Below are 22,753 nucleotides of genomic sequence, written 5' to 3' on the forward strand. Positions count from 1 at the left end.
TTTTAAAAAGGAGCTGTGTTAAATGAAAGTTTTTATTTCAGCAGATATTGAAGGAATTTCTGGTGTTGCGACTAATCAACAGCTAAAAACACCTAGTGAGTATCAACGTTTTAGAAAGCTTATGACAGCTGAAGTCAATGCAGTTGTTGAGGGAGCTTTTAATGGCGGAGCAACAGAGGTAGTGGTCGCAGATGGTCATGGAAATATGTCCAATATATTGATTGAGGATTTAGATCCTCGGGCGAGACTAATTTCCGGAAGCAATCGCGTAATGTGCCAGTTAGAGGGATTAGATGAAAGCTTTGATGCGATTATGTTTGTCGGACATCACGGCCGTGAAGGCGGATCAGATGCGGTTATTAGCCATACATTAGCAGGGATATGTGTGAACGAAATGAAGATTAATGGGAAAGTGGTCGGTGAAACGGAAATGAATGCTTTCGTTGCCGGTTCATTTGGCGTTCCGGCTGTATTTATAAGCGGGGATGATGCGTATGTAAAAGAGGTCAAGGAAACGCTGCCGCAAGTAGAAGCAGTGGTAGTGAAGCGTGCGGTAGATCGCTTTGCAGCTGAACTGATTCATCCAACCGTAGTGGCAGAGCAAATTCGAGAAAAAGCAGAAATCGCTGTTAAAAAAGCGAAAACAATCAAACCGCTTACTATTGATGGCCCCGTGACCTTTGAGATTCAGTTTAAAGGTCCTCAGCAGGCAAAAATGACGACCACTTTGCCAACGGTTGAAGCGGTGGATCCAAAAACGATTCGTTTTACGTGCGACGATATGGTTACTGCCTACAAGCATATGTGGGGCTGTGTTATTATTGCGATTACTGCAACGAATGGTGTACTTGGGAATGTGAATGCATAGAAGGAAAAGTGTCCTTCATCTTGTTAATGAAGGACAAACCCAGATAGTAAAATAGGAAAAGTGTCCTTCATCTTGTTAATGAAGGACAAAACCCGATAGTAAAATAGGAAAAGTGTCCTTCATCTTGTTAATGAAGGACAAAACCCGATAGTAAAATAGGAAAAGTGTCCTTCATCTTGTTAATGAAGGACAAAACCCGATAGTAAAATAGGAAAAGTGTCCTTCATCTTGTTAATGAAGGACAAAACCCGATAGTAAAATAGGAAAAGTGTCCTTCATCTTGTTAATGAAGGACAAACCCAGATAGTAAAAAGTCAAGTCCATTTAATTGTGTAAAAGTGTTAACAATATTTTCGAGTTAATTCAACTTGTGTAATGAACTATATTATTTCGAATTTACTTTGAGGGGTGGGCATGATAGCCTGGAGGGTAAGCCAGGTGTTGTAAACTCCTGGCTTCCTGGCTTTTTATCATGCCTACTGGAGGCTCAAAGTCAATTCGAAATTAGGCTTTTACACTCTGTATGATAGAGTTAATTATCTTTTGATTTTTTTAAATATGGGTAATCCTTTGACGTCCATTCTTCATTAATATCCATCAATACTGAGCCAATAATCCTTATGGCAGACTGATCATTGGTAAAAATACGAATGACTCTTTCTCTTCTACGGACCTCTTGGTTTAATCGTTCTAGCATGTTGGTTGTACGTAAACTTATATGATACTCAACCGGGTGTGCAAGAAACTGGATTGCATCTTCAAAACCACTGTCTAAGATGTCTATGGTTTTGGAAAAGCCTTTGGTATCTTGATATTTTTCTACAAAACGATTTTTCAAATCTCTCACAACATCCATATCTGAGTTTTTAAATAAACATTTTAGCTCTTGCCTAGCTTCAGCTGTTCCTTTTTTAGGTAGCGAATCCAGGAGGTTTCTTATGAAATGGACCGTACAGCGTTGCCATGAAGTACCTAAAAATGTCTCTTTAATAGATGAAACTAAGCCACTATGAGCATCTGAAATAACCATTTTAGGAGATTGAAGTCCTCTGGATTTTAAATACTCAAAGAAGAAAGACCAGCTTTCTGTGGACTCCGTATGGTTAATTTTTAGGCCAATGATTTCTCTATGGCCACCTTCGGTCACTCCAACAGCAATGTGGACACTCTTTGAAACGACTTGTTTGTTTTCGCGAACCTTAATGTACATGGCATCAACGTAAATATATGGGTAATAACTTACGTTTAGTGGTCGGTTTCTCCATTCATTAATTGCAGGGTCCAATGTTTTAATTAGGTTAGAAACAAGTGATTTAGACACACTTTTCCCACATAATTCTTCTACAATTTTAGTCACTTTACGTGTGGAAACACCATTTACTACCATTTCAATCATGGATAGAATTAATGCTTGATCGCAGCGTTTAAACTTTTCAAAGATAGTCGTAGAAAATTCACCGTCTCTAGTTCGAGGAACTTTTAACGTAAGTGAGCCCGCACCAGTCATTAATTCACGCTCATAATAACCATTTCGATACCCTCTACGTTCTTCTGTTCTTTCATGGGAAAGAGCATTGATATATTCGTCTCTTTCTTTCTCCATCAAAGAATTTAAAATTAATGTCAAAGAGGCTTTTACGGGTGATTCAAGTGAGCTTTTTTCAATTTTTTCTTTGAGATCTTCTAAATTTATAGTAATATTTATTTGGGTCATCATCATGTCCTCCGTAAATGGTTTCTTGGTCGAAAACATTGTAACACGGGTCATGATGATGACCTATTCTTTTTACACAATTATATGGACTTAATCTAGTAAAATAAGAGAAGTGTCCTTCATCTTGTTAATGAAGGACAAACCCAGATAGTAAAATAGGAAAAGTGTCCTTCATCTTGTTAATGAAGGGCAAACCCGGATAGTAAAACAAGAAAAGTGTCCTTCATTTAGACAACACTATCGACTATCGAAAAAAATTTAACTAAGAAATGAATTTCCCTCGAGTGACAAATCTGTCCGCATTTTTTTATTTAGTGCAATCCAAGATTTGCTGCAAATATTTTTCTATCCTAGTTGCATTTCCGTAGGAACCTAAATCGGAAAGGATTTGAATTGCATGTTGTATTTTAGCAATTCCTTCTTCCCTGTTTCCAATTCTTAATTCATACGCACCCTTTAAATGAAGTAATTCTACCCGTTCCAACAAACTGCTTTCCGGCAATGCAATCGTTTCAAGATAGGAAAAGAACTCACTGATTTCCTTTCGATACTCCATTTTTTCATTAAAACGATTTACGGGTCCTAATAAATAGACAATGGTATTCATAATGATGGCAATGATAGCTTCGTTCACCTTTTTTAAACTTCGGTAACGGATACTTTTTTCATAGGCTGTTTTAGATAAATGTACGACCATGATAGGCTCAAGAAACAGCATAGTAGCGCTATAAAGCTGTAATTCATAATACCCCCATACCTCAACACTAAATAAATAATTCGATAAAATTTTTACATCCTCTTTATCAACATTTTCATCGATTTCCTTTGCGTCGACAATCCGTTCATAAACCTGGAGCATCAAAACATTACAATAATAGATATCTATTCTATATTTCTCCCATTTTTCTATTTCTTGTTTTTTTAAATGCTTCAGTTGAGCAGAATTTCGATTGAAGTATGCTGTACTTACATTTTTGAAAAATTGTTCAAGCTGATCAGGCATGTAGTCGTTATGTATGTATAAAAACTCATCAAAACTTAGCATTAATTTTTCCAATATTTTTGTAAAAAGTCCGAGGGTAATATCGGAATCACCTCGTTCAAACTTCGACAAAAAAGAAACCGAACAAATTCCATCTGCAAGTTCCTTCATGGTCAATCCCTTCTGTACACGGATTTGCCGCAACGTTTCACCGTAAGGTACCATCCACATCCCTCTATTCCACTATATGAAAATTTTAAAAGGACCATTAAAAGTCCAATATACAATGAAATTACCAAAAATAAGTTGCTTTCATTATAACGGAAATGATTTAAGGGGGATAAAAAATATGAGGGAACAAAAACATTATATTGTGGCAAACGGAACAATTATCGATGTAGAAAATAGTAATTCTTTTACGGGATCTATCGAAATTCAAGAAAGTAAAATAAAGACCATTTTTCTACCAAATCAAGTGTTACCAGAAGGGATTCCGGTCATTGACGCAAAGGGGAAATTTATTATTCCTGGTTTAATTGATATGCATTGTCATATTCAAGAACTGTATGCACCACATTTTCTTGCATCCGGGGTAACAACGGTACGCAATACAGCAGGAAATGTATTCATGATAAAAAACTTAATAGATGCACCTATTGATGCACCGACACCACGAGTATATTCAGCAGATAGAATGATTGATGGAACCCCTGGACAATGGGGACCAACGAGTTCTGGAAATCTTGTCACCGATGATCCGGAAGAGGCAAGAATGGAAGTCAGGAGGCAGGCTGCAGCTGGGGTAAAGTTTATAAAAGCATATGGCTGGATCAACAGAAATGTTATGGAAGCGGTAGTGAATGAGGCGAAAAAATATGATTTAGAAGTGAGCTGTGACTTAATTCATTCTAAGGATTTGAATGCTTTAGATGCAGCACAAATCGGTGTTACCTGGTTTGAACATGCATCCGGGTTTGCTCAAGCCTTATATCAGGGATGGTACCCAAGGGCAGATCAAACTCAATGGGAGCATCTTAATTGGGAAGAACCAGATGAACGGAAGATTAAAGACCTTTGCCAACAAATGATTGCGTATAATGTAAAACTCTGTCCAACCCTAATTATCTTTGATCAAATAGATAAATCACCTCAGGTTTGGGATCCGAAAAATATAATAACGGAGTCACTTGAAAAAGAGCATATACTGATTGGGCATTGGCGTAATATGTCTGAATATCAAGAACAGCTGAAGCAGCAATTTGCTAAATTAAATCAGTTTACAAAAGTTGTCGCGAAGACTTATTTTGATTTAGGAGGCACGGTAGTTACGGGGACAGACTCCCCAGCACTGATTTGGACATTCCCAGGAATGGCTATACACCGTGAGATGGAGTTGTTTGTAGAAATGGGATTTTCAGAAATGGAAACCTTGCAGGCAGCAACTGTTAATGCGGCTAAATCTATACAATTAGAGAATGTCGGTTCCATAAAGAAAGGAAATATCGCCGATCTTGTCCTCTTAAATAATGATCCGCTCGAAAATATTCAACATACACAGGACATCTATTATGTCATTAAGGGTGGAAAAGTGTACAGCCAAGAAGAAATATTAAAGCACATACCTAGTCAAGCTTATGTGGATAAGCAGTTAAGTGAATTTGAAAAAGAATGGGAAGCAATGGAGAAATAGTTGGATAGTGATTATACAAAGAAAGCGCACTATATGGAATGGTGCGCTTTGGATGCATGCAGACAGTCACTTTTTTATTCATTTACATGGATTTACGCTTATTTTGCCTTCCAAACATGATTTTCAAAATCACATATCCATCTGATTGTTTGTCGCCAATTCGGTACGGAATCAGGTTAATGACACATAACCAAATATTAAAAAGATTAAAGAATAGGAGAACACTAGAATTACTGGCGGAAAATATAAGTGTACTAAGGATACCCACCACTCCATTTAGCAACGGTCCAAATAGTGAAATAATGATTTGTTCCACTTTTGAATAGTAAGGGTCCCGTTCACTAGCTGTGTGTCCGCCAAGCATGTAAAAAGTATGAATATGAAAGGATATTGTACTTATACGAAAGAAAAAAAGCCTTTTTCCAACACCAATAAATAATTGAATTTTATCCGATTTAACAAGATAAGCCCCTATAGAATGCCCAAATTCATGAATGAACAAGGTAAGGGGGGCAATAAATAAAAGAAACCAAATAATAATCATAACCAGATACCTTTTTATTTTTATTTTAACATTCGATGAAGGGAAGTAGAGTGTATTATTCTATCAAGCCTAGGAAACCGTACGCAAATGCAAATACTAGGAGAAACGTTAAAATTGCGCCTAAAACTTTTTGATTATGTGTGTTTTGGTCCTTTTTCAGTCGAATGAGGAAATTAGTAAGATTCAAGAACCATAAGACGCCTAGAGCTGGTATAAGAATTAATAAAAAGAAAAACATATGAACACCTCCTGTTTTTAAATTTTACGAATAATCAGTCCTAAAAGTTTCGTAATTGCAATTCCGAGTTGTTTACTAGAAATTAAAAATGATTTTCGCTAAAATAAAGGAAGAGTTTATTATGTTGGAGGGAAGAAGATGGAGCTGTTAAGCTTACATACGTTTGATGACCGTCTACAAGTTCTTGAAGGATTAGTCAAAACATTTCATGATCGTGCGGCAAAGAATGATAAAGAAGGGCGTTTTCCCTTTGAAAATATCGAGGATTTAAAGAGGATTGGTTATACCAGGCTGACTTTGCCGAAGGAATATGGCGGAGCAGAAATTTCCTTATTTGATTTTGTTCGTTTTCAAGAAACCATTGCAATTGGTGATGGTGCCACAGCTTTATCTATAGGATGGCATATGGGAAATATGATGAATTTAACGGACAAAAGAAATTGGGATGAAAAGCTTTTTTCCTATGTTAGTGAAGAAGTTCGAAAAGGCGCATTACTCAATGTCTGTGCAACAGAACCGCAAACGGGTAGTCCAACACGAGGAGGAAAACCGACTACAACTGCCAAGCAACAAGGTGATGTATGGGTGATTAATGGAAGAAAGTCATTTACAACGATGTCTCCTGTCCTAGACTTTTTTATCGTATCCGCAACCATCGAGGATTCCGATGATGTAGCTTTTTTTCTAATTCCCCGCAATACACCAGGGCTTTCCATTGATGAAACATGGGACAGTGTGGCGATGAGAGCATCTGGTAGCCACGATTTAGTGATGGAAAATGTCGAGATTCCAATACACTTTTTAACAGAAAAGAGCGGACCTAGAAGTAAATCTGCGAATGGCTGGCTCTTGCATATTCCGGCATGCTACTTAGGTATTGCCGAGGCAGCTAAGCGGGAAGCAGCTGCTTTCGCGAAAAGCTATACTCCTAACAGTTTAAACCATCCAATTTTTGAATTGCCAGCGATTCAGCAAAAGTTCGGGGAAATCGAATTAAAGCTAATACAATCCAGACATTTTCTATATTCTGTGGCGAAAATGTGGGATGAAGGAACGACGGAGTCTCGGAACAACATGAATCCTGAGCTTGGAGCAGTGAAATTAACGGTTACCAATCAGGCAGTTGAGATTGTAGACCTTGCAATGAGAATCGTCGGGGCAAGAAGCTTATCAGAAAAAAGCCCATTACAGAGGTATTATCGCGACGTTCGGGCAGGACTTCACAATCCTCCAATGGACGATATGACGTTAATGCAATTAGCGAAACGGGTGTAAAATCATATTTAATAATTAGTGCGGACACAGAATCCGCTATTTTTCATAAATGACCCTAATGTAAGGGTTAAGCGGACTCTCGTTCCGTTATCCGGTAAAAAAACAGGAAAATAACCGTTTTTTTACCGGATAACGGAACCTATGTCCTCAAACATAAAGAAAAACCCCATTTTGTCACAGATAACGGAACCAGTGTCCGGCAAGATCCCCACATCACACTTCCAGCAGTAACTATCCCTGGTAGGCATTTTACTATATACCAGAACGGCTAGTTTATTATTTTTTCAAAAAATGGTCATTCACCCACCCACTTTTAGGGGAATCTCATATTCTAATAGTGATAACACAGTAGGAGGTGTTATAAATGAGTGCAGTTGGTTTTGGCGGCGGATTCGCGCTAATCGTTGTACTATTTATACTATTGATTATTGTCGGTTCCGCATTCGTATGTTAATGCAATTTGAGAAAAAATCAAAAAGGAGTGTATGATCATGTTTTACGGACACCCTGGATATGGATGCTGCGGTGGATATGGTTATGCCGCACCGGTAGGGGGATTTGGCGCAGGATTTGCATTAATTGTTGTCTTATTTATCCTCCTTATCATTGTTGGAGCAGCCTGCTTTTATTAAAAAAGTATAGTTTCATACCACCGGGCGATGGCATAGAACTAAAAACGGAACCTATTTCATATGGAGTGGGTTCCTTCCCTTTTTTCAAAAAGTTGGAGTAAAACCGAACCTTCCAGCATAAAATAATTGAGTATGTACATAAAGAGGGATGAGTAACTCATCTTCTTTTTAGCCATTAGTATATCTTAGTTCCTAGAACAATGTTATACTAAAGGTAACTCATAGAAGGGATGCGATCTATTATGGCATATTTTAGAGGCCAGAAGGAACCAGTACCTGAAGTAGAAACATCTATTTGGTCATGCACCAATGACGACTGTTTTGGATGGATGAGGGAAGCATTCTCTCTTGAGGATACTCCTAAATGCCCATTATGTAATTCTGAAATGGAAAAGGGAACGAAAATTTTACCCGTAATAGAATAAAGAAAGAGTAATTTACAGCTACTTAAAGAGGTAGCTGTTTTTTATTGTTAAAAGGTAGAGAGAAATTAATTGGCTCTTTTGTTATGCTTTGTTGCTTTTGTATACGAAATGCAAAGTAACAATCTTATTAAGGCGAAACCAATCCTACTTAGGATTTATAAACAATGACGAAAAGCATTGTGAAAACAGCCAAATTATTTTACTTACTAATTACATCAATAGGACTTTGGTAATGGTCGGATAATTTGACGAAATACTGCGAAAATATAGAAGTTTTAATATATAAAGTTTACATAATCTTAATCTCCCCTTTACTTTTTTAGGTTGTTTGACCTATATAATGAATGACAGAGGGATGATACTATTTCTATGAGTATGTCACATTTCTATTAAAATCTTAAAAGAAGTGTGGCATATTACTATTTTTAGGGGAGGCAAATATGGGGAAATTAAAAAGCTTGTTTGTAAAAGTATTAACAGTCATTCTTATTGCTGGAACCATTCCATCCCTATCTGGCTTGCATGTTGCCAAGGCAGAAGGAGCAAATGATCCAGCCCCATTTATTAATCCAAAAAATCCGAATGGGAAAAAGGTATTGTTTGATAATACTCACGGTGAAACAGCGGGTGCTGCGGATTGGGTTATTGATGGAGCGTTTTCCGACTTCGCAAATGCTATTGCGGACCAGGGGTATTATGTAAAAGAACTAAGAAAAACAACGCCAATTACGTATGATGATTTAAAGGGTTACAATGTATTTGTTCTTGGTGAATCCAATATTCCGTTTAAAAAATCGGAACAAGATGCCATGTTGCAATATGTGCAAAATGGTGGAAGTATCTTTTTTATTGGAGACCATTATAATTCCGACCGCAACTTAAATCGTTGGGATTCAGGAGAAGTTTTCAATGGTTTCAGACGCGGGGCATGGAGCGATCCTACTAAAGGGATGACAAAAGAAGAAGCATCCTCTCAAGCTATGCAAGGTGTGGTAAGCTCAGACTGGTTAGGGGAAAATTTTGGTATACGTTTTCGTACTAATGCATTAGGAGATATTACGGGAGGGGAAACGGTAGTTAAGCCGGACCAATCTTTCGGAATTACACAAGGTGTTACAACAGTCGAAATGCATGCTGGCGCTACTCTTGCTATCTTGGATCCTACTAAAGCAAAAGGTTTAATTTATATGCCAAAAAACCCACCTAGATGGGGAAGTGCAGTAGACCAGGGTGTATATAATAATGGTGGCATTGAAGAAGGTGCTTTTGCGGCCATTTCAAAGGTAGGCAAAGGGAAAGCAGCTTTCTTAGGTGATTCTTCTCCGGTAGAAGATTCTACACCAAAATATGTACGTGAAGATAACGGGAAAAAGAAAACAACTTATGATGGTTTTTTAACAGAAGGTCAAGATGCAATTTATTTAATTAATACAATTAATTGGTTAGCGAATCAAGAAGATTATACTAGTTTTGATAAAGTTCCAGGACTAGAACTTAGCCCAGTAACTAAGTTATATGATTGGGAGCAACCGCAAAATTCAACGGAACCACAACCGGAGCCATGGTCTCAACCATCTGGCGGATACAAATGGTATGATTCATCTACTTTTGCTGCTGGATCATATGGATCTACTAAATCGGCGCCGGTAAACCCAACATATTCATTTGTGCACCAAGCTACTTTACCAAATGCGCAAGAGTTCCAGATTCGCGTTAAACTGGATAATTTAGCACCAGGGCAAACAGTTAGTGGTTTGAGTCTGGGAATTTATCTCACCGGTGGAACTCAGGTCGCGATGATTCAAAATCCTGATGGAACATGGCCGACAGCGTACAATTACAGTGCAGATTTCTCTGTTACGGCAGATGCAACAGGGCATGCCAGTAAGGATTTATCAGTGAAAATTAAGTCTGGAACAAAGGGCGCTGCAAATCTTCGCCTGCGTTTAGCAAAAAATGCTGTGTTAACGGAACCAGTAAATATCGACAATGTACCAGCCGAACCACTTCCAGAAGATAAACCAAATCTGCCAGATCAAATTACTGTAAAGGAAGCGAGAGCGTTAAGCGCGGATTCCGTAGTAACAGTAGAAGGAATTGTAACTACTACACCGGGAATATTCGGTGGTAAAGGGTTCTATTTACAGGATGATACTGCTGGTATCTATGTGTTTTTAAATGATGGTGATTTTAAACCAGGGGATAAAGTAAAAATCACTGCACCTCTTTCTGTTTTTAATACGGAATTGGAATTATCCGATCCGTTGGCAATTGAAAAAACAGGAACAGGAGATATCCCCAATCCTATAACGGTAAGTGAACTAAACGATGACAATCAAGGTAAACTTGTAAAATTAGAAAATGTACAAATTCAAAATCTAACTTCCTTAAAAGGAGCCTTTGAATTTGATGCGGTTAAGGATGGAAAAACAACTAGAGTACGCGTGGATGAAAGAACGGGTCTCACATACGGTCAGTTTACCTCCCAATACAAAAATGGTGATGTAGTTAACATGTCCGGTGTTTCTTCCATTTTTAAAGGTATCTATCAATTAAAGCCTTTAAGCCTAAACAACTTTGAATTAGCAGATAAAACACCGCCAGTCATTCACGATCTGGATACACTTTCTTTCTATTTAACAGATAAAATTGCAGAAAACATTAATGTGACAGATGAGGGTACAGGTGTAAAAAGCGTAAAAATTACTCTTGATGGTCAAGAAGTTCAAAATCCAATCCAAATAGAACCACTTCAGCTTGCGTTAGGGCAGCATACGATATCTGTAACAGCAGAGGATTATGCTGGAAATATAAGTACACGAGACTTTGTGATTCAAGTAATGATGGATACAGACCATTTAGATGAGCTGCTAGCAATTGGTTATGATAACGGTAAAATTACAAATCACGGCATATACAACAGCTTACAAGCAAAAGTAAAAAATATTCAAAATGCCAATAGTGAAAAAGTAAAACAAAACATGATTCATGCTTTTGTAAATGAAGTAAACGCGCAAAAAGGTAAGAAAATTGATGCCGATTTTGCGGATCTATTAATTAGTTCGTCTGTAACAACTGTACAATACGAAGAGGCAATTTAGTAGAGAGGGAGCCGACATGGTGCGGCTCCTTTGTTTTGTTCAAAAGGTAAAGGTTGTCATTAACGATGCTACAAAAGGCCAGCTTGAGTATAGAAGAAGCAAATTGTCTTTATGGATGATACAAAAGACCAGTTAAGGTAAAAAAGAGAAGGAGATTGTCCTTTATAAGGAATCAAAAGACCAGCCGGGGAAAAAGGAGAAATTAATTGTCCTTTACGAAATACAAATCAAAGCGTTTACGGCACATAAGTGAGAGTATCTTACAAAAAAGGCCTAAAGCTATACCAGCTTTTAGACCCTTCCACAAATAGAAAAAACCCTTTATTTCCAATTGCTTTTAATACAAATGCAAAATAGTTTCCATGGTGCTTATTTGGATGGATTATTAGCATCATTAGGTGTAATTTCATCCGCAATTTCTTCTAAAGATTTTATCTTTCCATGGGGATTTTGCGATTGCTTTCTTACATTCCATTGACGCTTTTTTTGTCCTTTAGATTGTGTCATGCGGTTCATCCTTTCCATTTGTATCGTTATCTATTTTTCCATCGAAGTATTTTGAAAATCTTTCTAGTTCTTCATCTTTTCGAAGAGAAGTAACATGAAAGGGGTTCTTATAAGGTAAATCAATCATCAATCCCATGTTTGGCCCGCCAAAGGGATCTGTCTCCACACCCTCATAAGGGGAAATTGGATGGGGATCTCTGTCATGATAATCACGGTCTCGGTCCATGTCTTCACCCTTTTCTCTCAAATCAAAATAGGTAGTTCATACATATTCTTCACTTAAATAGTTCCTTTATTCGTGGTTTGATGAAGGCATCTTTTAACTGTATTCCACTTAAACCATAAATTTTTAGATGCTCCGAACCTAGTCAGTTTTAGAAATTAATACAAAGAACGATAAACAACAATTTATTTGAAAACAGCCTTGGTGTACAATAGAAAGGATAAAATAGTTGAATAGTTATGATGAAACGAATAAAAACTAATACCATTAAGCTGGAAAGGATTTTTTATATATGACAGGATTACAGCCAGGAACGATTGCTCAGCTGCATGTAGAGCGGGAAGCGCCATTTGGATATTTTTTATCCAATGGGGAAGAGGATGTTCTTCTTCATCAAAGTGAAATTCTGGAATCCTTTGATCCAGAGGAACCGCAAACTGTGTTCCTTTATCAAGATCATCAAGGAAGATTAAGTGCAACGATGACCATCCCAACAATTAAAATAGGTACATACGATTGGGTAGAGGTCGTAGAAGTAAAAGAAGAACTGGGAGTGTTCGTAAACATAGGAATCAGCAAGGATATTCTTGTATCCAAGGATGACCTGCCTGCACTACTTACCCTATGGCCAGCTATAGGAGACAAGTTATATTGCACATTAAAAACGGATAAGCATAATCGTTTGTTTGGCAGACTTGCGACAGAGGATATTATGCGAGCCATTGCAGTACCTGCCACCCGTAAAGATTTTAATAAAAATGTTTCCGGAAGGGCATATCGTTTGTTGAAAATAGGTTCCTTTATCCTTACCGAAGAAAACTATATTGGCTTCATTCATGAATCGCAGCGAATGCAAGAACCTCGCTTAGGACAAAAAGTAGAGGGACGGATAATCGATGTGAAGCCCGATGGATCCATCAATGTTTCCCTTCTAAAAAGAAGCCATGAAGCAATGGAAGACGATTCCGATATTATTTATCGTTATATGGAAAGCCGCGGTGGGAAGATGCCATATTGGGATAAAAGCGCTCCCGAGGATATCGATGCACGCTTTCACATGAGCAAGGCTTCTTTTAAAAGGGCACTTGGAAAGCTCATGAAGGAAGGAAAAGTGTATCAGAAAGAGGGCTGGAGCTATTTTAAGTAGTTTTTATATGTATGGTATTGCATAAAACGGTATCCAACGTTAACAATATTAAATAGTAAAAATGTGGAGTAAATTGCTTCACATTTTTTTATGTAAATAAGTTCTAAGATGAATAAACATTGCCCCTTTTGAAAGGGGCTTTTAAAATGGGAGTAAGACGCATTTGGATAGCGTGATGAAGGCCAATGCTGAGACAAAATAGAGCCGAGATGTCCTTCATATGCGTGATGAAGACCAATGCCGAGACAAAATAGAGCGGAGATGTCCTTCATATGCGTGATGAAGGCCAATGTCGAGACAAAATAGGATTAAGTCCATATAATTGTGTAAAAAGAATAGGTCATCATCATGACCCGTGTTACAATGTTTTCGACCAAGAAACCATTTACGGAGGACATGATGATGACCCAAATAAATATTACTATAAATTTAGAAGATCTCAAAGAAAAAATTGAAAAAAGCTCACTTGAATCACCCGTAAAAGCCTCTTTGACATTAATTTTAAATTCTTTGATGGAGAAAGAAAGAGACGAATATATCAATGCTCTTTCCCATGAAAGAACAGAAGAACGTAGAGGGTATCGAAATGGTTATTATGAGCGTGAATTAATAACTGGTGCGGGCTCACTTACGTTAAAAGTTCCTCGAACTAGAGACGGTGAATTTTCTACGACTATCTTTGAAAAGTTTAAACGCTGCGATCAAGCATTAATTCTATCCATGATTGAAATGGTAGTAAATGGTGTTTCTACACGTAAAGTGACTAAAATTGTAGAAGAATTATGTGGGAAAAGTGTGTCTAAATCACTTGTTTCTAACCTAATTAAAACATTGGACCCTGCAATTAATGAATGGAGAAACCGACCACTAAACGTAAGTTATTACCCATATATTTACGTTGATGCCATGTACATTAAGGTTCGCGAAAACAAACAAGTCGTTTCAAAGAGTGTCCACATTGCTGTTGGAGTGACCGAAGGTGGCCATAGAGAAATCATTGGCCTAAAAATTAACCATACGGAGTCCACAGAAAGCTGGTCTTTCTTCTTTGAGTATTTAAAATCCAGAGGACTTCAATCTCCTAAAATGGTTATTTCAGATGCTCATAGTGGCTTAGTTTCATCTATTAAAGAGACATTTTTAGGTACTTCATGGCAACGCTGTACGGTCCATTTCATAAGAAACCTCCTGGATTCGCTACCTAAAAAAGGAACAGCTGAAGCTAGGCAAGAGCTAAAATGTTTATTTAAAAACTCAGATATGGATGTTGTGAGAGATTTGAAAAATCGTTTTGTAGAAAAATATCAAGATACCAAAGGCTTTTCCAAAACCATAGACATCTTAGACAGTGGTTTTGAAGATGCAATCCAGTTTCTTGCACACCCGGTTGAGTATCATATAAGTTTACGTACAACCAACATGCTAGAACGATTAAACCAAGAGGTCCGTAGAAGAGAAAGAGTCATTCGTATTTTTACCAATGATCAGTCTGCCATAAGGATTATTGGCTCAGTATTGATGGATATTAATGAAGAATGGACGTAAAAGGATTACCCATATTTAAAAAAATCAAAAGATAATTAACTCTATCATACAGAGTGTAAAAGCCTAATTTCGAATTGACTTTGAGCCTCCAGTAGGCATGATAAAAAGCCAGGAAGCCAGGAGTTTACAACACCTGGCTTACCCTCCAGGCTATCATGCCCACCCCTCAAAGTAAATTCGAAATAATATAGTTCATTACACAAGTTGAATTAACTCGAAAATATTGTTAACACTTTTACACAATTAAATGGACTTGACTCAAAATAGAGCGGAGATGTCCTTCATATGCGAGATGAAGACCGGTGCCGAGACAAAATTGGGACAAGCTGTCCTTCATATGCTGAATCAATATTTTTACAAATGAAAGTAGATCAACGGACGTTAAATTCCCATGTTATGGTACAATAATCGCAAAAGAGGTGGAAACATTGCTATTCAAACGGATTCATCATGTCGCGATTATTTGCTCCAATTATGAGACTTCTAAGGATTTTTATGTAAATAAATTAGGGTTTTCGATCATGAATGAAGTCTTTAGAAATGATCGTGGATCCTATAAGCTAGATCTGGCAATAAAAGGGCATTATCAGATTGAATTATTTTCCTTTCCGAATCCTCCTGATAGGCAAACCCAGCCTGAAGCTGTAGGACTAAGGCACCTTGCATTTGAGGTGGATTCAGTTGAACAAACTAAAAAGGAATTGGAACAAAGGGGAATTGAGTGCGAGGATATTCGTGTAGATCTGATTACAAATAAAAAATTTACTTTTTTCAGGGATCCTGATAATTTGCCACTTGAGATATATGAGGTATAGAAATACACTCATAAAAAAGGAGGAGACCATATGCACTACGGAGGAATTGAAGCGGGAGGCACTAAGTTTGTTTGCGCAGTTGGGGATGAGAATGGAAATATCATAGAGAGAATTCAGTTTCCGACTCTTACACCTGAAGAAACAATCCCAAAGGTAATAGAATTTTTTCAAAAGCATGAGATTCGTGCTTTAGGTGTAGGTTCATTTGGACCAATCGATATTAATGTAAAAAGCGATACATACGGATACATTACTTCTACTCCAAAAACAGCTTGGACTAACTATCCGTTTTTACAAGCCTTACAAAAGGAGCTGAATATTCCAATCGGATTCAACACAGATGTAAATGTTGCTGCATTAGGGGAAGTTACTTTAGGCGCGGCAAAAGGAATGGAAAACTGCTTATACATTACAGTTGGAACCGGGATTGGTGCGGGTGCCGTTGTTCAAGGAAATCTTCTGCAAGGATTTTCACATCCGGAAATGGGACATATTTTGGTTAGAAGGCATGAAGAGGATTCCTATACAGGGAAATGCCCATATCATAAGGATTGCTTAGAAGGTTTAGCAGCCGGCCCTGCAATTGAAGAACGTTGGGGTAAGAAGGGCATAGAGCTAGAAAATAATTCAAAGGTCTGGGAGATGGAAGCATACTATATCGCACAAGCCTTAATGCAATATATTTTAGTCCTTTCTCCTGAAAAAATTATTTTAGGCGGAGGCGTAATGAAACAGCAGCAAGTATTTCCGTTAATACGGGAGAACGTTGCGAGTTTCATTAATGGTTATGTAGAGCTTCCTCCACTGGAAGAATACATTGTACCGCCTAGTCTTGGTGATAATGCAGGAATTACTGGGGCACTTATTTTAGCAAAACAATCGGAGCAATAAGGAAAGAAGGAAATTAATATGATACAACCATTATTTTTAGAACCTGTTTTTCAAGAACGAATTTGGGGAGGAACTGCACTTAAAGAACAATTCGGATATGAGATTCCATCAAACCATACGGGTGAATGCTGGGCAATATCTGCTCACCCCAATGGACCATCTGTTGTAAAAAATGGCCAATTTGCGGGAAAAACCTTGATCCAGTTATGGGATGAAAACCGCGAGTTATTTGGAGGCTATAAGACAAAGGTATTTCCTTTGCTGACGAAGATTCTAGATGCGAATACAGACCTATCTGTTCAAGTCCATCCGAATGATGAATATGCCAATAAAAATGAAAATGGCGAACTTGGCAAAACAGAATGCTGGTATATTATTGACTGTAAAGAAGGGGCAGAGCTAATTTACGGGCATAATGCACATACGAAAGAAGAACTTGTCAAAATGGTTGAAGATGAGGAGTGGAATAAGCTGCTTCGGCGAGTTCCTGTGAAACCCGGCGACTTTTTCTATGTACCAAGCGGAACCATCCATGCTTTGTGTGAAGGGACGTTAGTGTTGGAAACACAGCAAAGCTCGGATACGACTTATCGTGTATATGATTATGATCGCACGGATGATAAAGGGAATAAGCGGGAGCTACATTTAGAAAAAGCCATTGATGTTTCCACGGTTCCACATACAGATGCGAAATTACATATTGAGACAACAAACGTAACAGGTGCTGACATCACCACTTTTGTAAAAGAAGAGTACTTTTCCGTTTTTAAATGTGACATTCATGGACAAGCAACATTTACGCAGGATCAAGCCTTTCAATTGTTCAGTGTGTTAGATGGAGAAGGATCTATTATGGTTGGTGGACAATCATATCCGGTCCGTAAAGGGGATCATTTTATCCTTCCTGCAGGAACTGGAGAGTATGCTTTTGAAGGGAAATTAAGCTTGATTGTGTCTCATCCATAATGAAAATGGCCGCTTCGATTGAAGCAGCCTTTTTTCTTTTAGTAGAGCGAGACTTCCTAATAGTGCAGTGCTTGGCACGACATCAAACCACCACAGCCGGCAAGGTTTTCCCTGTTTCAAGTAAACTTTTCATATTACTTATGATCGCCGGCCAACCGTTATTTAGCCCCTCGAAGGTATTTTCTTTATCAACGATATCTCCTTCTGCAACATTTTCGTGTTTAAGGGTTAATTTAACAGTATCCTCTAATTGCTGCAACTCGAAGGTAACGATGGATGCTTCTTCACGCTGAGGCTTTTCATCTGCATGGAACCAAGTATAGGATAGTCGTTTGTAGGGTTCACTAATAAGGACTTTTCCGTAAACATCTAATTCATCTCTTTCGCGAAGGAAGGTAACGTCTGATCCTTCGTTCCAATCAGATTGAATTCTTCTTCCAAAAAAATATTTTTCCGTAAATTCCTCTGATGTCAATGCATTCCATACTTTATCAGGTGTACTTGCAATGTAAGTTACATAAACAAATGATGGCTTAGTCATTATTTTCCTCCTCCAGTTTTCTTTTTAGTTCGTACAGAGCCTTCACCTGATGTCGTTCATATTTACCGATCCATCGTTCATAAATTTCGCCGATAGGTGCGGCATTAAGATAATGGAATTTGTTTCGTCCATTTCGAATCACGACAACAAGATTAGCTTCTTCAAGAATGGCCAAATGCTTAGACACTGCTTGGCGAGACATATCCAGATGTGTACAGAGCTCACTTAAGGTTTGTCCATTTTCCATATATAGCTGATCTAATAATAATCTGCGGCTTTCATCTGCTAGAGCTTTAAATACTTTATCCATATATTGATTATACGCAACCATTTGGTTGCTTGTCAAACGATTATTTCTAATTTTCCGTTAATATTTGATACCATTTCTAAACTTTCCCATGATAATATATTACATAAGTAAGGGGGAAAGCTTGTGGTTCGATGGACAAGACTTTTTTATGTAATCGGTTTCATCTTATTTGTAGGTTTGTTTTCCGCAGCCATTTTTTATGCTTTTAAAATGAATGAAGTTAGCAAAAAAACAAATGATGGTTCCATACCACAATATAAGTATCATTTTGTCCTTGTCCCGGAGGAAATGGATAATGATTATTGGAGATTAGTAGAAAAAGGGGCGAGGGCTGCCGCGAAAAGATTGCATGTTCTGCTTGAATACAGAGGACCAAAGCAATCCAACATTGATGAGCATCTAAAAGAACTGAAAATAGCAGGTGCCTCAAGAGTTGATGGAATTTTAACGCAGGGATACAATGATCAACAATTTTCTCCAGTTATCGATAATCTTGAAAATAAAGGGATTCCTGTAATAACGGTTGATACGGATGCTCCGTCCAGCAATCGAAGGGCTTATATTGGTTCCGATAATTACTATTCCGGATATATCGCTGGACAGGCATTGCTTACTGATACGAAAGGGAAAATAAATGTTGCCATTATAACAGGGAGTTTTCAGGCAAGCCACCAGCAGCTTCGCGTCCAAGGATTTAAAGATGCGATTCGGAAGGAAAAACGAGTGAAAATAATCGCAATAGAAGAATCGAAAATTACGAGAATAAGAGCGGCAGAGAAGGCAAATAAAATTTTAACCGAGCATCCGGAGACGAATGCCTTTTTTGGAACAAGTGCATTAGATGGCATCGGAATTGCCCAAACGGTCGTTCACCTAAATAGACAGAACTCCATGTACATCATCGCATTTGATACTATTAAAGATACAATCAATGATATGGAAAAAGGAATTATTGATGCAACTGTAATGCAAGAGCCTTATGAAATGGGCTATAAATCGGTAGAGATGATGGTAGCAATCGAAGAAGGAATTAGAGTGTCGAAGTTAAATTATACGGAAACTAAGGTCATTCACCGAAGTGATTTGCCGATTGCCGCAATCGAACAGCAAAAGAGGTCCCCGTCATGATTCGTATTCGCACAAAACTAATCCTATACTTTATTATTCTAGTTGTTCTTGTGAATGGTGTTGCTTTCTATTTGTACAGCAGCAGTGAGCAAATTTTGCGGGAATATGACCGCAGCTTTCAGCGTTTTTTATTATTAAATGAAATTTCTCAGCAAACGAATACCCTTGTGGAAAAAATGAATGCCTATATTGTGGAAAAGGATCCTGTCTATTTAAACGAGTTCAATAAAACCAATATACAGTTGCGGTCAAATAAAAAAAGATTAGACAGTGAAATTCAAAACAAATCTAACTACGTCGTTTTAACGAATTATGAAAATATGCTCGAAAGCTTTCTGGATGACAGCTATATCGCTATCAGTGCTTTCCAAGACAATGATATCAATCAGTACTCCTCCTATTTTAATGAGGCAACAGATATTTCGGGATATATACAGGAAAACACGTTGTCCTTAATTAATCAGGAACTAACCTCCTACCAGCTTTTTTATAATCAAATGGTAAAAAGAAATCATTATTATCGGATAACTGCCGGTTTATTTTTAAGCGCGGTGTTTATCCTCTGTACGATATTGGCCATCCGTATATCAGGAGGAATTACGAATCCAATAAGGCGTCTTTCGCTAGCTGCCAAGGAAATCTCGGCAGGGCATTTGACTGGTGAAGACATAAAGGTAACCAGTAAGGATGAATTGAAGCTTTTAACGGAAACCTTTAACCAAATGCGAAAAAATATCATTGAATTAGTTAATGAAATTAAAGATAAATCGGAACTGGATAAGCTTTTAAAGGAGCTGGAGCTGAAAAACCTCCAAAATCAAATAAACCCGCATTTTTTGTTTAATACCTTAAATAACATTGCGAAAATGGCGTATTTAGAGGAGGCGCCTGAGACTACGAGACTGATAGAATCGGTATCCACATTACTGCGATATAATTTGGAAAATATCGATAAGCCTTCATCTTTGAAAGATGAAATCAATGTGGTAAAAGAATATTTTTACATACAACAAACAAGGTTTGGAGATCGTATTTCCTTTTATACTCATATTGATGAAAGTTGTATGCAGGCACCAGTTCCCAGGCTTACCTTGCAGCCCATTGTCGAAAACGCTTTTATCCACGGGGTGGAGTCAAAGGAGGAAGGCGGGTCCATTACGTTATCCATTTTTAAAGAAGCGAATCAGATTTTCATTGAGGTGATGGATGACGGTTTAGGAATGGATCAGGAGACAAAACAGAGACTATTAAATTATGTGAACGCAGAAGATATGCATCCAAATGAATTACATAAGCGATCCGGGCATTCCACAGGGATCGGCGTAATTAATGTGATTAAGCGCATGCAGCTTTTTTATCAAGAAAAGGATGTAGTGGAGATTGAATCGGAGCTAGGGAGAGGGACTACTTTTCGCTTAAAAATCAAGGGGGTATAGGTTATGCGTCTAGTAATAGCCGATGATGAAATGTTGGAACGAAAAGCATTGTCGAAAATGATTGAAAAAGAAATACCTGACATCAATTTGATTGGGGAAGCGGTTAATGGGAGAATGGCGATCCAGCTGGCAGATATGCTCAAACCGGATATCATGATGATGGATATCAAAATGCCGGGGATCGATGGTGTCGAGGCTGTAAGAGAAATTAGAAAGAAAAATAAACAAATCAAATTTATTATGGTGTCCGCTTTTAATACCTTTGAGTATGCAAAAGAAGTCATGCAGCAAGGTGTAAAGGAATATTTATTAAAACCGAGTAAACAATCAGAAGTGATTGCTGCATTGTCGAGGGTTATGCGAGAGATTGAGGAAGAAAGACAGCTGCAAGCGGAGAAACAATTACTGCAAGATAGTCTGAAACGGGCCCTTTCTGTTATTGAGACAGAATGGCTTTCATCGATATTAAATGACCATATAAGCTTTGAGGCATGGAGTGAGCTTCTTGGTGTTGAGGTAAAATCGGGAATTATTGTTATTTTTATTATCCAAGAACAAAATGGGCAATTGTTAAAAGAACAGAAGCACTATATCTATCAAAAACTGAAGGAACAGTTAAAAACAAAAAGTGAATGCATGATTGGCCCTATGGTAGAAAATAAGATTCCTGTACTTATATTATTTAATTCTACTCAAGAGAAAAATCGCATGAAATCACAAGCAATTAAACTGGTTAGAAATGTTGTAACCAAACTGAGAGAATCAAATTTATCGCTATTCGCAGCGATGGGGCATCCCTTTCAAACAATAGAAGATTTGCCAAACTCTTATCATGAAGCATTACGTGCGTTGGAGCAGCGAAATCATCAACATGAAGTAGCCTATGCGTTTCCAACAGAAACTAGGAACGAAGAATTTTTATCATTAGAAAAAGAGAAAGAGTTGATTGATCTCATCAAAATGGGTGACCGCCAGCATGTGCTGGAGGTATTTGAACTCTATGTCAGCGAGCTGGAATCCCAATCGGAGCAAAAAGCGGAAAGAATGTTGGAGGAATTATGGATTGTCGTTTCAAGAGCCTTGTATGAAATAGGAATCCAAACAGATCCATACACTTTCCAGCAAAATGGTTCATATGATCAAATGATTGCAGCGACAAGACAATATGTAGTTGAATCTGCAGAGCTTGTCCAAGCATGGAGAAATAGTCATACAAAAGGATATTTATTGAAGGCAAAGGAATATATTACGGAGCACTTCCATAAAACGATTACCTTAGAGGAAGTGGCGGAGTATGTAGAGCTTAGCCCATTTCATTTTAGTAAGCTTTTTAAAGAAAAATACGGGGTAAATTTTATCGATTATGTGACGGATTTGCGCATTGAACAAGCAAAGAAGGAAATGCTCAATACGAATAAAAGCTTGAAGGAAATTTGTTTCAGTGTCGGTTATAAGGATCCGAACTATTTTAGCCGTGTATTTAAAAAGAAAACCGGTGTTGCTCCTACTGCATATCGGAGTACACAAACCCCATTCACGTAAATACGGATTATATATTTCTAGCTCCGACGCCTATCGGCAAGTGGATTTCTCCGTCTCCTACCTAAGATAAGTCAACATCAGCTCCTGAACTACCTCAGCACGGTTTCCTTTATCTCAGTCGAAGGCTACGAAATCCATACGCCGATGGGCAAGGCGTCCCCGCTTTTCTAGTAAGTCGCTGGTCTTAGAAGAAATTAATACTGCGGTGCATTGTTGAAAACTAATACACCATT

The 22,753-nt window shown here is 37.9% G+C and carries 22 protein-coding genes; 15 read left to right on the top strand and 7 right to left on the bottom strand.

Features of this window, described 5'->3' with window-relative positions; all coding sequences use genetic code 11:
- The first annotated feature begins 22 nt into the window (after window positions 1–22).
- Window positions 23–868, top strand: a complete 846-nt coding sequence (locus AN964_RS02745; RefSeq protein ID WP_055738253.1) for a M55 family metallopeptidase — start codon at window positions 23–25, stop codon at window positions 866–868.
- Between the two features lie 532 nt (window positions 869–1,400).
- Here AN964_RS02745 and AN964_RS02750 read toward each other — a convergent pair.
- Together AN964_RS02750 and AN964_RS02755 are read right to left on the bottom strand one after the other, a co-directional pair.
- Window positions 1,401–2,582 carry an IS256 family transposase gene (locus AN964_RS02750; RefSeq protein WP_055738254.1) on the bottom strand — a complete coding sequence of 394 codons (1,182 nt, stop codon included), beginning with the start codon at window positions 2,580–2,582 and terminating at the stop codon, window positions 1,401–1,403.
- 307 nt (window positions 2,583–2,889) lie between these two features.
- Window positions 2,890–3,789, bottom strand: a complete 900-nt coding sequence (locus AN964_RS02755; protein WP_055738255.1) for a helix-turn-helix domain-containing protein — start codon at window positions 3,787–3,789, stop codon at window positions 2,890–2,892.
- Between the two features lie 124 nt (window positions 3,790–3,913).
- Here AN964_RS02755 and AN964_RS02760 point away from each other — a divergent pair, with 124 nt between their 5' ends.
- Complete coding sequence (locus tag AN964_RS02760; protein WP_055738256.1) at window positions 3,914–5,254, top strand: amidohydrolase family protein; 1,341 nt, start codon at window positions 3,914–3,916, stop codon at window positions 5,252–5,254.
- An 82-nt stretch (window positions 5,255–5,336) separates the two neighbouring features.
- Here the strand turns inward: AN964_RS02760 and AN964_RS02765 are convergent, their stop codons facing one another.
- Window positions 5,337–5,798 (bottom strand): site-2 protease family protein, encoded by a 462-nt coding sequence (locus AN964_RS02765; protein ID WP_055738257.1) that lies wholly within the window; start codon window positions 5,796–5,798, stop codon window positions 5,337–5,339.
- A 376-nt stretch (window positions 5,799–6,174) separates the two neighbouring features.
- Here AN964_RS02765 and AN964_RS02775 point away from each other — a divergent pair, with 376 nt between their 5' ends.
- The 5 genes from AN964_RS02775 (at window position 6,175) to AN964_RS02790 (ending at window position 11,469) form a co-directional block, all read left to right on the top strand.
- Window positions 6,175–7,311 carry an acyl-CoA dehydrogenase family protein gene (locus AN964_RS02775; protein ID WP_055738259.1) on the top strand — a complete coding sequence of 379 codons (1,137 nt, stop codon included), beginning with the start codon at window positions 6,175–6,177 and terminating at the stop codon, window positions 7,309–7,311.
- Window positions 7,312–7,675: 364 nt separating this feature from the next.
- Window positions 7,676–7,765, top strand: a complete 90-nt coding sequence (locus tag AN964_RS02780; RefSeq protein ID WP_055738260.1) for a YjcZ family sporulation protein — start codon at window positions 7,676–7,678, stop codon at window positions 7,763–7,765.
- Window positions 7,766–7,802: 37 nt separating this feature from the next.
- Entirely contained in the window at window positions 7,803–7,943 is a 141-nt protein-coding gene (locus AN964_RS25305) for a YjcZ family sporulation protein (protein WP_083489196.1), read from the top strand.
- A gap of 242 nt (window positions 7,944–8,185) precedes the next feature.
- A complete protein-coding gene (locus tag AN964_RS02785; RefSeq protein WP_055738261.1) occupies window positions 8,186–8,368 on the top strand; it encodes a cold-shock protein in 183 nt (60 codons plus the stop codon).
- Between the two features lie 440 nt (window positions 8,369–8,808).
- Window positions 8,809–11,469, top strand: a complete 2,661-nt coding sequence (locus tag AN964_RS02790) for a hypothetical protein (RefSeq protein ID WP_055738262.1) — start codon at window positions 8,809–8,811, stop codon at window positions 11,467–11,469.
- Window positions 11,470–11,838: 369 nt separating this feature from the next.
- Here the strand turns inward: AN964_RS02790 and AN964_RS26620 are convergent, their stop codons facing one another.
- Both AN964_RS26620 and AN964_RS02795 read right to left on the bottom strand, forming a co-directional pair.
- A complete protein-coding gene (locus AN964_RS26620) occupies window positions 11,839–11,976 on the bottom strand; it encodes a DUF6254 family protein (RefSeq protein ID WP_163258641.1) in 138 nt (45 codons plus the stop codon).
- A complete protein-coding gene (locus tag AN964_RS02795; RefSeq protein WP_055738263.1) occupies window positions 11,963–12,202 on the bottom strand; it encodes a hypothetical protein in 240 nt (79 codons plus the stop codon). The genes AN964_RS26620 and AN964_RS02795 overlap by 14 nt, the downstream gene beginning before the upstream one ends.
- Window positions 12,203–12,491: 289 nt before the next feature.
- Here AN964_RS02795 and AN964_RS02800 point away from each other — a divergent pair, with 289 nt between their 5' ends.
- From AN964_RS02800 to manA, 5 genes are all read left to right on the top strand, one after another.
- Window positions 12,492–13,346, top strand: coding sequence for a CvfB family protein (locus AN964_RS02800; protein ID WP_055738264.1), 855 nt, complete (start codon window positions 12,492–12,494; stop codon window positions 13,344–13,346).
- Window positions 13,347–13,748: 402 nt separating this feature from the next.
- On the top strand, window positions 13,749–14,891 hold the full coding sequence (locus AN964_RS02805; protein ID WP_055738265.1) for an IS256 family transposase: 1,143 nt from the start codon (window positions 13,749–13,751) through the stop codon (window positions 14,889–14,891).
- 428 nt (window positions 14,892–15,319) lie between these two features.
- Window positions 15,320–15,706 (top strand): SMU1112c/YaeR family gloxylase I-like metalloprotein, encoded by a 387-nt coding sequence (gene gloA2 / locus AN964_RS02810; RefSeq protein WP_055738266.1) that lies wholly within the window; start codon window positions 15,320–15,322, stop codon window positions 15,704–15,706.
- A 30-nt stretch (window positions 15,707–15,736) separates the two neighbouring features.
- Window positions 15,737–16,597, top strand: coding sequence for an ROK family protein (locus AN964_RS02815; protein ID WP_055738267.1), 861 nt, complete (start codon window positions 15,737–15,739; stop codon window positions 16,595–16,597).
- Between the two features lie 18 nt (window positions 16,598–16,615).
- Window positions 16,616–17,563, top strand: a complete 948-nt coding sequence (gene manA / locus AN964_RS02820) for a mannose-6-phosphate isomerase, class I (RefSeq protein WP_055738268.1) — start codon at window positions 16,616–16,618, stop codon at window positions 17,561–17,563.
- A gap of 82 nt (window positions 17,564–17,645) precedes the next feature.
- On the opposite strand, the gene AN964_RS02825 is transcribed toward manA, so the two are convergent.
- Together AN964_RS02825 and AN964_RS02830 are read right to left on the bottom strand one after the other, a co-directional pair.
- Entirely contained in the window at window positions 17,646–18,104 is a 459-nt protein-coding gene (locus AN964_RS02825; protein WP_055738269.1) for an SRPBCC family protein, read from the bottom strand.
- Entirely contained in the window at window positions 18,097–18,450 is a 354-nt protein-coding gene (locus AN964_RS02830) for an ArsR/SmtB family transcription factor (RefSeq protein WP_235950643.1), read from the bottom strand. The genes AN964_RS02825 and AN964_RS02830 overlap by 8 nt, the downstream gene beginning before the upstream one ends.
- An 87-nt stretch (window positions 18,451–18,537) precedes the next feature.
- Here AN964_RS02830 and AN964_RS02835 point away from each other — a divergent pair, with 87 nt between their 5' ends.
- The 3 genes from AN964_RS02835 to AN964_RS02845 are packed head-to-tail and all read left to right on the top strand — an operon-like array spanning window position 18,538 to window position 22,520.
- Window positions 18,538–19,542, top strand: coding sequence for a sugar-binding protein (locus AN964_RS02835; protein ID WP_055738270.1), 1,005 nt, complete (start codon window positions 18,538–18,540; stop codon window positions 19,540–19,542).
- Complete coding sequence (locus AN964_RS02840; RefSeq protein ID WP_055738271.1) at window positions 19,539–20,978, top strand: sensor histidine kinase; 1,440 nt, start codon at window positions 19,539–19,541, stop codon at window positions 20,976–20,978. Before AN964_RS02835 ends, AN964_RS02840 begins: the two co-directional genes overlap by 4 nt.
- Before the next feature lie 3 nt (window positions 20,979–20,981).
- Window positions 20,982–22,520, top strand: a complete 1,539-nt coding sequence (locus tag AN964_RS02845; protein WP_055738272.1) for a response regulator — start codon at window positions 20,982–20,984, stop codon at window positions 22,518–22,520.
- Window positions 22,521–22,753: the final 233 nt, after the last annotated feature.

The sequence above is a fragment of the Heyndrickxia shackletonii genome, assembly GCF_001420715.1.
GTDB lineage: Bacteria > Bacillota > Bacilli > Bacillales > Bacillaceae_C > Margalitia > Margalitia shackletonii.

What these genes read in the sequence shown, in the direction of transcription:
- AN964_RS02765 (WP_055738257.1), bottom strand. Translation starts at nt 5,798, where the DNA reads ATGATTATTATTTGGTTTCTTTTATTTATTGCCCCCCTTACCTTGTTC.
- AN964_RS02795 (WP_055738263.1), bottom strand. Translation starts at nt 12,202, where the DNA reads ATGGACCGAGACCGTGATTATCATGACAGAGATCCCCATCCAATTTCC.
- AN964_RS02790 (WP_055738262.1), top strand. Translation starts at nt 8,809, where the DNA reads ATGGGGAAATTAAAAAGCTTGTTTGTAAAAGTATTAACAGTCATTCTT.
- AN964_RS02750 (WP_055738254.1), bottom strand. Translation starts at nt 2,582, where the DNA reads ATGACCCAAATAAATATTACTATAAATTTAGAAGATCTCAAAGAAAAA.
- AN964_RS02825 (WP_055738269.1), bottom strand. Translation starts at nt 18,104, where the DNA reads ATGACTAAGCCATCATTTGTTTATGTAACTTACATTGCAAGTACACCT.
- AN964_RS02785 (WP_055738261.1), top strand. Translation starts at nt 8,186, where the DNA reads ATGGCATATTTTAGAGGCCAGAAGGAACCAGTACCTGAAGTAGAAACA.
- AN964_RS02800 (WP_055738264.1), top strand. Translation starts at nt 12,492, where the DNA reads ATGACAGGATTACAGCCAGGAACGATTGCTCAGCTGCATGTAGAGCGG.
- AN964_RS02815 (WP_055738267.1), top strand. Translation starts at nt 15,737, where the DNA reads ATGCACTACGGAGGAATTGAAGCGGGAGGCACTAAGTTTGTTTGCGCA.
- AN964_RS02840 (WP_055738271.1), top strand. Translation starts at nt 19,539, where the DNA reads ATGATTCGTATTCGCACAAAACTAATCCTATACTTTATTATTCTAGTT.
- AN964_RS02780 (WP_055738260.1), top strand. Translation starts at nt 7,676, where the DNA reads ATGAGTGCAGTTGGTTTTGGCGGCGGATTCGCGCTAATCGTTGTACTA.
- AN964_RS02745 (WP_055738253.1), top strand. Translation starts at nt 23, where the DNA reads ATGAAAGTTTTTATTTCAGCAGATATTGAAGGAATTTCTGGTGTTGCG.
- AN964_RS02775 (WP_055738259.1), top strand. Translation starts at nt 6,175, where the DNA reads ATGGAGCTGTTAAGCTTACATACGTTTGATGACCGTCTACAAGTTCTT.
- AN964_RS02845 (WP_055738272.1), top strand. Translation starts at nt 20,982, where the DNA reads ATGCGTCTAGTAATAGCCGATGATGAAATGTTGGAACGAAAAGCATTG.
- AN964_RS02760 (WP_055738256.1), top strand. Translation starts at nt 3,914, where the DNA reads ATGAGGGAACAAAAACATTATATTGTGGCAAACGGAACAATTATCGAT.
- AN964_RS25305 (WP_083489196.1), top strand. Translation starts at nt 7,803, where the DNA reads ATGTTTTACGGACACCCTGGATATGGATGCTGCGGTGGATATGGTTAT.
- AN964_RS02755 (WP_055738255.1), bottom strand. Translation starts at nt 3,789, where the DNA reads ATGGTACCTTACGGTGAAACGTTGCGGCAAATCCGTGTACAGAAGGGA.
- AN964_RS26620 (WP_163258641.1), bottom strand. Translation starts at nt 11,976, where the DNA reads ATGACACAATCTAAAGGACAAAAAAAGCGTCAATGGAATGTAAGAAAG.
- manA (WP_055738268.1), top strand. Translation starts at nt 16,616, where the DNA reads ATGATACAACCATTATTTTTAGAACCTGTTTTTCAAGAACGAATTTGG.
- AN964_RS02805 (WP_055738265.1), top strand. Translation starts at nt 13,749, where the DNA reads ATGACCCAAATAAATATTACTATAAATTTAGAAGATCTCAAAGAAAAA.